This is a genomic window from Flavobacterium beibuense F44-8, from assembly GCF_000769915.1.
Classification (GTDB): domain Bacteria; phylum Bacteroidota; class Bacteroidia; order Flavobacteriales; family Flavobacteriaceae; genus Flavobacterium; species Flavobacterium beibuense.
Genome location: NZ_JRLV01000007.1, coordinates 175,908 through 189,465 on the forward strand (window position 1 = coordinate 175,908; position 13,558 = coordinate 189,465).

At 36.0% G+C, this 13,558-nt stretch carries 6 protein-coding genes; 1 reads left to right on the forward strand and 5 read right to left on the reverse strand.

The features are described from left to right. The 3 genes from Q763_RS08055 to Q763_RS08065 all read right to left on the reverse strand — a co-directional run bounded on the left by Q763_RS08055 (position 1) and on the right by Q763_RS08065 (position 8,223). Positions 1 to 3,069: a SusC/RagA family TonB-linked outer membrane protein gene (locus Q763_RS08055; protein WP_035133076.1), complete on the reverse strand. Its 3,069-nt coding sequence runs from the start codon at positions 3,067 to 3,069 to the stop codon at positions 1 to 3. 417 nt (positions 3,070 to 3,486) lie between these two features. Then, on the reverse strand, positions 3,487 to 5,628 hold the full coding sequence (locus Q763_RS08060) for an alpha-glucuronidase family glycosyl hydrolase (protein WP_035133005.1): 2,142 nt from the start codon (positions 5,626 to 5,628) through the stop codon (positions 3,487 to 3,489). 39 nt (positions 5,629 to 5,667) lie between these two features. Next, on the reverse strand, positions 5,668 to 8,223 hold the full coding sequence (locus tag Q763_RS08065) for a glycosyl hydrolase 115 family protein (RefSeq protein ID WP_035133007.1): 2,556 nt from the start codon (positions 8,221 to 8,223) through the stop codon (positions 5,668 to 5,670). Positions 8,224 to 8,472: 249 nt separating this feature from the next. Between Q763_RS08065 and Q763_RS08070 the strand changes: the two genes are divergently transcribed. Continuing rightward, positions 8,473 to 11,097: a glycoside hydrolase family 3 C-terminal domain-containing protein gene (locus Q763_RS08070; protein WP_052123323.1), complete on the forward strand. Its 2,625-nt coding sequence runs from the start codon at positions 8,473 to 8,475 to the stop codon at positions 11,095 to 11,097. Positions 11,098 to 11,224: 127 nt separating this feature from the next. Here Q763_RS08070 and Q763_RS08075 read toward each other — a convergent pair whose 3' ends face one another. Continuing rightward, positions 11,225 to 12,394 (reverse strand): endo-1,4-beta-xylanase, encoded by a 1,170-nt coding sequence (locus Q763_RS08075; protein WP_084596035.1) that lies wholly within the window; start codon positions 12,392 to 12,394, stop codon positions 11,225 to 11,227. Positions 12,395 to 12,411: 17 nt separating this feature from the next. Further along, positions 12,412 to 13,515: a glycoside hydrolase family 43 protein gene (locus Q763_RS08080; protein WP_035133009.1), complete on the reverse strand. Its 1,104-nt coding sequence runs from the start codon at positions 13,513 to 13,515 to the stop codon at positions 12,412 to 12,414. Positions 13,516 to 13,558 lie beyond the last annotated feature (43 nt).

Genomic DNA, 13,558 nt, shown 5'->3' on the forward strand with positions numbered 1-13,558 from the left:
TTAGAATGTTAGATTTAAACCAAGCATAAAAGTACGTGTGGCAGGTGTATTAGTTCCTACTGTAAGTAACCTGCTTTGATAAGCATCAGTCACAGCTGCGTTTTGATTACCATATGAATTAGGTTCCGGATCAAGACCGGTTTCCTTATGATAAGGAGAGTATAACACAAATGCATTTTGCACCGTAGTATAAAGCCTTAATTTATCTATACCTACCTTTTTAATAAAGTCCTGATTAAAGGTATAACCAAGTGTAATAGTTCTTATTTTTACATAAGAAGCATCAAAATAACTTAATGTACTTCCGTATTTCGGGTTATCACCACTAGTTATACCTCCGGGTTTAGGATATCTGACATCTGTATTTTCAGGAGTCCAATAATCAACGTCAACATTCCCCCTGCGCCCATTAAGCATATTTAAATATCCTGTAGAACCGTAAAGTGTACTTATAAGAATACCTCCGCTCTGAAAGCCTCCTACAATACCTAAATCAAAATTCTTATAGTTTACATTAGTATTGAAACCTCCCTGAAAATCAGGATTAACATCTAAAACCTGACGATCATCCGGACCAATAGCTCTTGTTGGTGTACCGTCTTCATTATAATCTCCGGTATATTCTACCTTAATCATACCAACATTACCTCCCGGCTCTAATATATCCAGATAAGGGTCTCCTTCCTGCCATAATCCAAGCCTGTTATAATCATAAATAACATTTATCGGTTTACCTACAAACCACCAGTTGGCTTCGTCTTCCTGCTGCCCTGATGCTAGTGCTGTTAGCTTATTTTTATTAGAATAAAGGTTGAAACCGGCACTCCATGTTACACCATTTGGATTATCTAATATTAAACCTTTAAGGGAAAGCTCAAAACCTTTGTTTTGGGTCTCGCCTATATTAGCGGTATAACTACCTACTCCAGCTGTTGGTGGTAAGTTAACTCCTAATAATACATTATTTGTATTTTGTACATAGTATTCTAAAGTTCCAGATAAACGATTATTAAATAATCCGAAATCAAGACCATAATTCCATGTTTTTGAAAACTCCCATCCCAGATTTGGATTTGGAAGTTCAGATACATAATATCCGGTAACGAAATCACCTCCGAAGTTATACGGACGTGTACTTAGTAATCCTAAAGTTTTATATGGGTCAACTGCCTGGTTTGAAGTTTCACCATAACCCACCCTCAATTTTAAAAGACTAATTTCATCCAGTCCGTTCATAAAAGATTCATTAGCAATATTCCATCCTGCAGAAACAGCCGGATAAGAATGCCACTGATGCCCCGGAGCAAGTCTTGAAGATGCATCTGACCTAAAAGTTGCGCTTACCATATAACGGTCATCATAAGAATACATTAAACGTCCCATATATGAAACTAACCCACTCTTTTGATAGCTCTGATTTGCCGGATTTATAGTTATTTCCCCTTGTGCCTGTCCTAAATTGAAAAACTGGAAAGCATCTGAAGGTATTTCTCTTGCTGAAATGGAAGAGCTGTTAAAGAAGTTTTCCTGTGCAGAATAAAGAGCAATAGCATTTATTGTATGCTTACCTCCAAAAGTGCGATCATAACTAAGTATATTTTCAACAGCCCAGTTACTATTAAAAGAATTATTAATTGTAGCTGTTGATGGCGTATCTGGATTGGTGCTGAATACTCCCTCTCCTGTATAAGTACCTCCTGTACTCATCCTAATGTTTCCTCCTAAGTTCAATCTGTATTTTAATCCTTCAACCCCCGGAATTTTCACCTCACCATATACTGTATTATATGAGGCAAAAGCCTTATTTTGATCTAAAAAACTATCACCAAGATTATTCATTATATCCCTGGAATATACCCATTGCTCGTCTAAAGGCATACTTACCGTTCTTTTCCATGAACCGTCTTCATTATAAGGATTTGCCAGTGGTGACATACTTAAAACACCATAAGTGCCTAAAGTACTTCCGTTAGTAATTGAATAATTGTTATTTGTATTAAAACCAACTCTTACATAATTACCTATTTGCTGATCCAGAGAACTAACCAGTGAAAAACGTTCATAATCCTGAAGTGGTATAACTCCTTCATCTTTATAATATGTTGTACTAAAACTATAGCTGCCCGTAGCAGATCCTCCCGATACATTAAAATGATGATTTTCTACAGTTCCTGTTCTGTAAAACAAGTCCTGCCAATCAGTATTGATATCATCAGACTCATCAATCCCATTTGAGAACATTCCAGCATCAGCACGTAATTTTGCATATTTTGCTGCACCCATCATTGGATAATCTGAAAAGACATTTCTAACCCCATAATATGAGCTATAGGTAAATTTGGCCTTTTGACCTAGTGTTCCTCTATTAGTTGTTATTAAAATTACACCATTAGCACCCCTGGAACCATAAATAGCAGTAGCAGATGCATCTTTTAGTACATCTATACTTTTAATATCATCTGTACTTATATCTGTTAAAGAACCCGGAAATGGAATACCATCTAATACAATTAAAGGGTTATTACTTGCTGTTAAAGAACGTGCACCCCTTATACGTATTTGCATGGACGCACCAGGTTGCGATGAAGTCTGATTGATTTCGACCCCTGCAAGGCGACCTTGTAATGCTTGTGTAATATTAGGAGCAGGTACCTCTCTTATGGCATCTCCTTTTATAGACACTACAGATCCTGTTACAGCTTCTTTGCGTTGTGCACCATAACCTACAATCACGACCTCGTTAAGCTCCTGTGCCTCCTCCTGTAATACTACATTTACAGTATTTCCGGTAACAGTAACTTCCTGAGACTGGTAACCTATAAATGAAAACTGTAATACAGCATTTAGGGGTGCCGATATAGTATAGTTACCATCTATATCTGTAGCTACAGAGTTTGTAGTGCCCTTAACTGCAACCAGAGCACCCGGTATCCCCATACCATCATCCCCCGAAGTAACTGTACCACTTACATTCATATCCTGAGACCAGCACAAGTGCGTACTAAAGACTAAAGCCAAAACCAATAAAAGGCGATGAGGTTTAATTGATACTTTGTAGAGTTTTTTCATAATAGTTAGTAGTTGGTTATTAATAATATTTGTGTTTGTTTTTTGAGTATTCATAGAATACTGTTTACTAAATCGATTTCGTAAACTAAGCGTAAGAAACCCTCTAAATTTTTTAAGTAATGATTTAAAAATCTATTTTTTAATTATTTAAACCCCTTATGGTGTTATAGACCAAAAGTAAAATTTTCTTATTTTAAGTTAAAAATCTAAAACATAAAAGCTACGAATACGTTTTAGTTGAAAATCCAACAAAAACATTATCTTCAAAAAAATAACACCTAATTTGTGAATATTTTATTTTAAAGCTATTAATAGAACAATAATTAAATTATAGTACTTAAAAAGCATTAAAGAAGTAGATTTAAAAAATACATTTATAATAGCCTATATAAAAAATGGAATTATTGATTGAAAAAACTATTCTATTTTTAAATCAATATAATAGCTTAATGGCTTTTCAGGTCTTTCCAGTTCTCCCGGAATAGGCATTTTTGAAAAAGTCTGAAAATAAAGTACGCATGAGTTTCTCCAAATCACAGCTTCCTCCTGCTGCTCTTCAAGCAGCTGCTTTACTTTAACAAACCTCTCTTCATCAATAAAAGATTTTAGTTTATTCCACGAAGACTGCATTTTCCTTACTTTATCTACACCATTATAATAATGCTTGCACATTTCATCCCACAAAGTTTTACCTGATTTCATTTTATGTTTCCAGCTAACATGATGAAACCATAATAAAAGATTTTCGGGACATGTTTCAATAGAGTTAAAGGTGTCCCTTACAGCAGGAAAATATTGTGATACCGCATTAGAACCACTTGTAGTTCTATCAAAACCAATACCTATACTATCTGCCCTGTGATAGTATGTAGATTTCCAGTTGGGTTGCGCTGCAGTATCAACCCATGGTCCCGGCCCTCTATGTGTATCATAAGCCATTATATGGTTCAGTCCTAAAGGTGTCATATAATCTACAGTAGTTTCCCTGGATTCTAACATCATTTTTTTTACAGGCGCAATAAATTCTTTATCGTTTGAAAAAGTCATACGTATCCAGTCGTCTGCTATGCTTTCCGACGATGTTTCAGGATTCCAGGCCAGCCTTCCTAGACTATACCAGTTAGACTGGGCAAAAGGATGCCCGCACCAGTTTCTGCTATTACCAATATTTGACACCCCTGCCATACCTGTAAGCTTATTAGAGGAATATTTCCCTTCAATTACGTTTGCTACTGTACTTCCTTTTCCTTTAGCATAGGTATCAGAATCCAGCGTTTCTTCATATAAGGTGGAGAGGAAAACCAAATGATTTGAGAATCCCAAATATTCCTGTGTAATTTGAAACTCCATCATGAGTGAAGTATTAGGCATTGCACCGAATAGTGGTGAAAAAGGTTCTCTTGGCTGAAAATCTATAGGACCGTTTTTAATCTGCACAAGTACATTGTCTTTAAACTGACCGTCAAGAGGTTTAAAACTATTATAAGCCTGAAGGACCCTGTCTTCTTCAGGGTCACTATTGTACACAAAAGCCCTCCACATCACAACTCCCTTATGTGGTTCTAAAGCCTGAGCCAACATATTAGCCCCATCTGCATGTGTACGTCCGTAATCCTGAGGTCCGGGCTGTCCTTCTGAATTTGCTTTTACCAAAAAACCTCCAAAATCAGGAATAAGCGTATATATTTCTTTTGCTTTAGCTTCCCACCAGTCAATTACTTGTGAGTTAAGTGGATCTGCAGTAGGTAAACCTCCCAGTTTTATTGGAGAAGTAAATGAAACAGACAGATATACCTTTAAACCATATGGCCTGAAAACATCTGCGAGAGTCTTTATCTTTTCAAGATAGCTTTTTGTTAAAATCTTAGGATTGGAGTTTACATTGTTTAACACTGTAGCATTAATTCCTACAGAAGCATTTGCCCTTGCATAATCAATATATCTTTTATCAACTGTATTAGGTAATTCATCCCACTTCCATAAGGAATTACCTGCATAACCGCGCTCTATACTACCATCAAGATTATCCCAGTGATTTAAAGCCCTTATATTTAATTTAGGTGTTTCAGTAATAGTTAGCTTATTGTTTATTTGCTGTGTTTGTATAAGTTTTATAAAATGAAAAACTCCATATAAAATACCAATATCTGTATTAGCAGTAATTAATGTACAGGTTTTGCTGTTAATTTTTACCGACCTAATTATAAAGCCTTCTTTTCCTAATACTTCATACTCTTTGGCAGATATTTGACCATTAAGCACCGATTCATTTTTTGTTGCCAGGACAATGCAGTTATTTGTAATAGAATTCAAAACTTTAGGCTTAGTGCCCAGTAATCCTGAAAAAGCACGTTTAAGTTCATTTTCAGCAGCTTTTAGAGTCTCAGAATTCCCTGTTATATAATAACTGTTAAATGCTTTGCTATATTTATCAAGTAGTGTTTTATTTTCAATTTTTCTGTAGTTGAGCCAAAGGTCATAACCGTCATTGGCTTTAAGACATAAAGGAATTAAAAGGATTAAAATAAATAAAAATCCTCGGGAGAATTTTGGTGTCATATTTATGTGGTATTGCAATTAAATATAAATGTGAGTTCGTTATCTGGTCTCTGGCGGACCTAAGTAGCTTTTTTTCATACCTCCAAAATCCAATATGATTTTTTGAAGTACTACGCCCGGATCAACCATCCATATCTTAACTGTATGTTTTCCGGATTTAAGCTCCTTTAATGTGGTTTCTTTAATAATGATATTGTTTGCTACCCAACCAGCCCATGCCCTCTCTCCTTTCTCTCTGTTTATGCTAAGAATAACAGGTTGGGAATCATCTACCGAAACAGCATAGAGTAATCCGCTATCCGTATTATGGAAATTAAGTGTTGGCGAAAAGTAGGTTTGTATATTTACCGGGCCGTCCTCATAGCTGTAGAAAGTATATTCCAGACTAGGCCCGCCCGAATTTGGATCTTGGGCAGCAGCCGTTACCGGAAAAGGACTAACTCCTGATGCAGTACGCCCTATATCTGGTATTATTTTCCATTCAATACCATTTGTGTTGTTTGCTTTACTGTAGTTTTCTGCATTGATGGAAACATAACCATCCTTTTCATAAAAAACAGTATTAGTATCCATTATAGCCTCTTCTTTAGAAGATTTAATAACCTCAATAATCTCGTTATTGGGCTTAATTTTAGCATCATCTGAAACATAAGATACCGATGGCATTATATTGTTTTTAGGATCAAACCAAGAAGTATAACCTATATGTGTCTGATCCATAAAATGATTCCATTTTCCTCCCGACAGCTCTTTATTATATTGCTTAGAAATAAGGGAATCTTTTATAAATAGTTCTTTCACTAAATCTGCATAAACATTGGCTTTTACATTGTTTTGAGATGTATACTTTTTATTCAGGGCAACAGTCACATACATTTTATGTAAATTTTCATTGGCTTGTATAGGGTGTAAAACCAACTGATAATAAGCATCTTTATAGTCCTTTGGTAATTGTTTCTCAATTTTTTCTGCTTTTTCTAATAACTTTTTGTATTCGTTAACTACCCTGAAAGCCTCGTCATAATTTTCAATACTGTACGTATTTTCATCAACCAGTTCAGGTTTTCGCCTTGAAGCCAGTTGACCGTATTCTCGCAAAACAACACCTATCTCTTTGGCATAGGTATCTCCAAACTGACCTTTAGCCCACTGTGTATAATAACCCCTTAAATTATCAGGTGTCCACTTATCAGGATTCCACGCATAATCCAGAAAGAAAGAAATAGGAAACTCCATCGGTTTTATATCACCTACATTTACAATCCATATTTGTTTTACATTGTATTCCCATGCTAAATGCATTTGTTCCCATACCCTTGCTATATTATTGGTATTTATCCATTTGTAATTTCTTGGTCCTCCCACATAATCAAAATGATAGTATATACCGTATCCGCCCTTTCGTTCCTTTTCATCCCTCGCCGGTAATTTTCTTATATTTCCCCAATTATCGTCACACAGTAGTAATGTAACATCATCGGGCACACGCATACCTTTATCATAGTAGTCCTGAACCTCCTTATACAGTGCCCAAACCTGAGGTGTTACTTCTGCAGGCCTTCCGGTTACCTCTTCTATAATATTGCGTTGGTCTTTAACTATTCTCTCTAAAAGCGCTGTAGCAGTACCTTCAGTCATAGGTTCATCACCATCACCACGCATACCAATTGTTACCAAACTTTCATGAGACCCCATATTCTCGATACCCTTTTTCCAGAAATTTTTAAGAACTACCTCATTTTTTGTATAATCCCACGCTCCGCTGCCATATCTCTTCCATTCCTCCTGAGCTCTTAGCATTGGTTCATGATGGGATGTTCCCATAACAATCCCCCATTTATCGGCCAATATCGGATTAAGCTTATCGTCATCATTAAAAGCCCTGCCCCACATTGCAGGCCACAAGTAATTGGCTTTATTTCTTAGCAATAGTTCAAACACTTTAGTATAAAACTCATGATTAAACTTCCCAAAATTCTCTTCCACCCAACCACTTAATGCAGGTGCCTCATCATTTATAAAAATCCCTCTGTACTTTACTTTAGGAGCATCATTAATATTTACATTGCTTTTTATAAAAACCTGTTCTTTTTTCTTTACCGGTACATCTGCCCACCAATACCAGGGAGAAACCCCCATTTGTTTAGTCAGTTCCAAAGCACCGTAAGCTGCTCCACGCTTATTGCTACCTGCAATAATCAATGCCTTATCAACTCCTTTAAAAGGATTGTTAATCACCTGAATCATATACCCATCCCATTTTCCTTTTAGGGAGGAAAAATCTATTTTTTTATTTTTTTCAAGTTCCCTAAGAAAACTGCATTTCTCTACGGTACCTATTATAATGATATTCTTTTCTTTGTTAATCTTTGTAAGCTGTTGTGGCCTTTTCCCTGTTACACGTTTAATATCATCTGTAAAAAGGTTTACTGCTATTGATACAAGTGAATCTTCATTCTTATCATAAAATACAGGGGTAACAGTTTCGGTTGTAACAACCGGAAAATCTATTCCGTTATTAATATCAGTTATAACTTCCTGTGCAACACTATTTAAAGAGACTAAGGTTATTAAAAAGGTTATTATTTGTTTCATTATATTTTAATTAATCCCAGGATATACCGTAAATATTAAACTTTTGTATTTCAATAATACCTTTTAAATTTCTTAATTCTCATATTTTTTTGAAATATAAGCGCAAACGTATTCGTAACTTTCATTTTGTTTCGGCTAGAGCACTATAATTATGTTATATTTTTGAAATATGCATTTTCTTTCTCTGCACTGAGAAAACAAAAAAATCATATAAACTTCCTCATAGATAATCTTTCAAATTATTTAAAAATGAAATTTAATACGCTTTATATATTCCTGTTCTTTCTGTATGCAAATATTGGCCTTTCGGCATTTGCACAGAATCAGCAATATCCGTTTCAGGACTACAACTTAACTTTTGAGGAAAGAGTAAATGATCTTGTTGGCAGACTAACCCTTGAAGAAAAAGTATCACAAATGCTTAATTCTTCTCCTGCTATCGAGCGTCTTGGCATACCAGCTTACGACTGGTGGAATGAAACACTTCATGGTGTGGCTCGTACTCCCTATAATGTAACAGTATACCCTCAGGCAATAGCTATGGCTGCCACTTTTGACAAAGATGCACTTTTTACAATGGCCGATTTTTCGGCCACAGAAGGACGCGCCATATATAATATTGCGCTGGAAACAGGACAAAACAAAGAGCGCTATTTGGGACTTACCTACTGGACTCCAAATATTAATATATTTAGAGATCCACGCTGGGGACGCGGACAGGAAACCTATGGAGAGGATCCTTTTTTAACAGCACAGTTGGGTGATGCTTTTGTAAGAGGACTACAGGGTGATGATCCTAAATATCTAAAGGCTGCTGCCTGTGCTAAGCATTATGCGGTGCATAGTGGTCCCGAACCCCTTCGGCATACTTTTGATGTTGATGTTAGTCCGTATGAATTATGGGACACCTATTTACCTGCTTTCAAAAAATTGGTGACCGAATCTGATGTGGCGGGAGTTATGTGTGCTTATAATGCATTCAGAACACAACCGTGTTGTGCCAGTAATACCCTAATGATTGATATTTTACGTAACCAATGGGGGTTTACAGGATATGTTACCTCTGATTGTTGGGCCATTGATGACTTTTTTAAACATCACAAAACACATCCAAATGCTGAATTAGCATCAGCAGATGCTGTATTTCACGGTACAGATCTGGAATGTGGAACAGATGTATATCTTTCACTAATCGAAGCGGTAAAAAACGGTGAGATTACCGAAGAGCAAATAGATGTTTCCGTAAAAAGATTATTCATGATTCGGTTTCGCTTAGGGATGTTCGACCCGGTATCTATGGTAAAATATGCAAAAACACCAACATCTGTACTGGAAAGTAAACCTCATTCAGACCATGCATTAAAAATGGCAAGAGAATCTATAGTGCTGCTTAAAAATGAAAACAAAACACTCCCTTTAAGTAAAAAACTAAAAAAAATAGTGGTTTTAGGTCCAAATGCTGATAACAAAATAGCCATACTGGGTAATTATAACGGAACCCCATCAAGAACAACCACTGTACTACAAGGTATAAAAGACAAACTTCCTAAAGACTGTGAAGTAATTTTTGATAAGGCTGTTAACTTTACAGATAACACCATTCTTGAATATAATAATCTTAATGACCAATATTTTTATGATGGTAAAAATGGGTTTAAGGCAGAATATTATAATAATGTCCTTTTACAAGGGAATCCTATTGTAAAAATGGAAAAAAGGCCTGATTATAACTGGCAGGAAGGGCAAACTGTTATAAACGACACTAAAGCCTACAATTTTTCTGTTCGCTTTACTACTGATTTTAAACCTCAGGCAGACGGCACTGTAGTGTTTGAACTGGAGGCTGACGATGGTTATCGCTTTATTGTAAACGGGAAAACTGTTATTGATGCATGGGACAGAAACAGATGGGGAGCAAAAACTTATGAATTAATTGTAAAAAAAGATTCTGTTTACAACTTACAGATAGAGTACTGGCAAGGAAAAGGAAAAGCTAATGTAAGGTTCAGCACAGGTAAATATACTAATACCAGTTTTGAAAATATTGCTGACCGCTATAAGGATGCCGATGCTTTTATTTTTACAGGAGGTATATCACCTCAACTGGAGGGTGAAGAAATGGAAGTTAATTACACGGGGTTTGAAGGCGGTGACCGCACCTCTATTTTACTGCCGGAAATACAGACAGAGCTAATGAAGGCATTACAAAAAACGGGGAAACCTGTAATTTTTGTAATGATGACCGGAAGTGCCATAGCGACTCCCTGGGAATCAGAAAACATACCTGCTATTATAAACTGCTGGTATGGCGGACAGGATGCCGGCACAGCCGTAGCTGATATCCTTTTTGGAGATTATAATCCGTCCGGTAGGTTACCTGTAACTTTTTACAGAGATGATAAGGACCTCCCTGTATTTACAGATTACAGTATGAAAAACCGTACCTACAGATATTTTTCCGGAAAACCTCTCTACGGTTTTGGGTTTGGGCTAAGCTATTCGTCTTTTGCTTATGAGCACTTAAATATACCTACAGAAATAAATAAAGGAAAAGAAGTTGAAATATCAGTAAAAATAACTAATACAGGAGCTATACAAGGAGATGAAGTTGCCCAGTTATACCTGATAAATAAAAACAAAGAAATAAAAACAGCCTTAAAAGTCCTTAAAGGATTTGAGAGAATTAACCTAAAATCGGGAGAATCTAAAACCGTAATCTTTAAACTTACACCTCAAGACCTTACCTATGTTACCCCTAACGGAGAATTAAAGCCATTATATGGTGAATTAGATATTGCTGTTGGAGGCCATCAACCGGGAGAACCCAATAAGAGTACCAGTAACATGGTAACCAAAACGATTTATATAAATTAAAAAATACTGTTTAGAGAAACAGTTACAGTAACATAACTTTTAAATAGTTAGAAGTTAGTTAGCGTTCGTTAAAAAGCCTGTAGGATTGAGCTCCCTACAGGCTTTGCTATTTACTAATCAAAACTATTTATTTTGCAGTATCTAGTATTGCTTTTGCTACCTCTTTTTTAAGGGTGTAGTCCCTGTTAAAAGGTAAAGGATAATTGGTTCTACCTCTAACAGGCCAGTTATTTAACCAAGTATCAGCATCGGAGAGCCCCCAAAAAGTAATCCTGTCAATATGTTTTTCATATTTTACGAATAACTTAAATATACTTCCGTAGCGTTGTGCCAAACGGTTTTCTACTTCTGTAGGTAACCCGTCTGCATATGGGTTAAGTTCTTCTTTATATATTTCAGAATTAGCCACATCTGCTGTAGCATCTGCATTTGCTTCAGGCAATACAGAAATATCCAGCTCAGTAAAATTTACATTTACCCCGGCTTTTATAAAATCCTGTATTGTAGCCTCAATATCCTGTAAAGAGGCACGATCTAAATTATAGTGTCCCTGTTCCCCTACTGCTTTTATTGGTATTCCTTTTTCCTTTAAACTATTAACTATCTTAATTGCCCCGCTTCGTTTTTCTGTCTTATATAAATTATAATCATTGTAATACAGTTCAGCTTCAGGATCTGCCGCATGGGCAAATTCAAAAGCTTTTTCTATATAGTCATCCCCTATTATAGTTCTCCATTTAGAATCTCTTAAAGAACCATCTTCATTAAGGGCTTCATTAACAACATCCCATCCTTTTATCTTCCCTTTATATCGGGAAACTACTGTATCTATATGGTCTTTCATTCGCTTAAGTAACTCCTCACGGGTAAGTAAATTTTCTTGTTCATCGGTAAATACCCAATCAGGTGTTTGCGAATGCCAAACTAAAGTATGCCCTATAATGAACATGTCCGACTCCGTTCCTGTTTTTACATAACTATCAGCAGGATCAAAATTATAAATTCCCTGTGAAGGGTGGATGTTCTCCCATTTAAGATCGTTCTCCGGACTGATACTATTAAAGTATTGCTTTATAAGAGTAGTTTCCTTTTCATTTTTTTGCAAGGCTTGTCTACGGTTTATTGCTACCCCTATATAGAATTTATCCTTAAAAGCATCTTTAAATGTTTTCCCCATGGTATCATCCTTAACCTCAGCACCATGTTTACAGGAAAACAACAGTATTGAGCACAAACCTACAGCAGTGATTAAACCAATTTTCCTTATGCTTTTCCTTATGCTTTTACTTATATACATCACTAATTATCTTTTTATTACGGATTAATTAATTCCAAACTACCATCAGCATTATGAGTCAGTTCTGTCACCTTTACATTGCGAAGATGAGTTTTACCTGATAGTTGCGTATCATGATAAAAGATGTACCATTTTCCGTTAATTTCAACTATTGAATGGTGGGTTGTCCAACCCTGTACAGGGGTCATAAAATGTCCTCCATAAACAAATGGCCCGGTAGGCTTGTCTGATGTTGCATAAGCAAGGTAATGAGTATCTCCTGTAGAATATGTAAAATAATATTTGTTATTGTATTTATGCATCCATGAACCTTCAAAAAACCTTCTTTCATGATCTGAAGTAAGAAGTGGTTTGCCATTACTGTCATTAATAACAACATCCTGTACAGGTCCGTCAAAATGCAGCATGTCGTTAGAAAGTTTAACAACTTTACAACTTAGCGAAGGAATATTTGGGTCTTCTAAATCGGTTTTCGAACCATTTGCATCAAACTTGCCTGAAGCCCATTGCTGTAACTGACCTCCCCAAATGCCTCCGAAATACATATAAGATGTTCCGTCGTTATCGGTAAACACAGCAGGATCTATACTAAAGCTTCCTTTTATTGGCTCTTTTTCGGGTGTAAAAGGACCTTGCGGAGATTTACTGGTAGCCACTCCAATTCTAAATACATCATCTTTATCCTTTACAGGAAAATACAGGTAATATGTTCCGTTTTTATATGCTGCATCCGGAGCCCATAATTGTCGCCCGGCCCAGGGAATATCTTTAATATCGAGTGCAATACCATGATCAGTAACCTTTCCGCCTATACTATCCATCGATAAAACATGATAATCTCTCATATCAAAATGGTCGCCATTATCATTTTCAGGAATACCGGCATCAATATCATGAGAAGGATAAATATATATTTTGCCATCAAACACGTGTGCTGAGGGATCTGCGGTATAAATATGAGAAACCAAAGGCTGAGTTAAAAATTCTTTTTCTGTTGTCTCTTTTGTTTCCTCTACATTAACTTCTTTCTCCTTTTCCTCTTTACAGGAAGTAAATGTTACTAGTGAAGCTGCCGATATAATTGCTACATACGATGTTAGTGTGTATTTTTTTTTGTTCATTATAGATTTTAGTTTTAGTTGATAAAAGAAACCACTTTAAATA

Bases quoted from the DNA above. Each gene is read 5' to 3' on its own strand.
- Q763_RS08080 (WP_035133009.1), bottom strand. From the start codon at position 13,515: ATGAACAAAAAAAAATACACACTAACATCGTATGTAGCAATTATATCG.
- Q763_RS08060 (WP_035133005.1), bottom strand. From the start codon at position 5,628: ATGACACCAAAATTCTCCCGAGGATTTTTATTTATTTTAATCCTTTTA.
- Q763_RS08075 (WP_084596035.1), bottom strand. From the start codon at position 12,394: ATGTATATAAGTAAAAGCATAAGGAAAAGCATAAGGAAAATTGGTTTA.
- Q763_RS08065 (WP_035133007.1), bottom strand. From the start codon at position 8,223: ATGAAACAAATAATAACCTTTTTAATAACCTTAGTCTCTTTAAATAGT.
- Q763_RS08070 (WP_052123323.1), top strand. From the start codon at position 8,473: ATGAAATTTAATACGCTTTATATATTCCTGTTCTTTCTGTATGCAAAT.
- Q763_RS08055 (WP_035133076.1), bottom strand. From the start codon at position 3,069: ATGAAAAAACTCTACAAAGTATCAATTAAACCTCATCGCCTTTTATTG.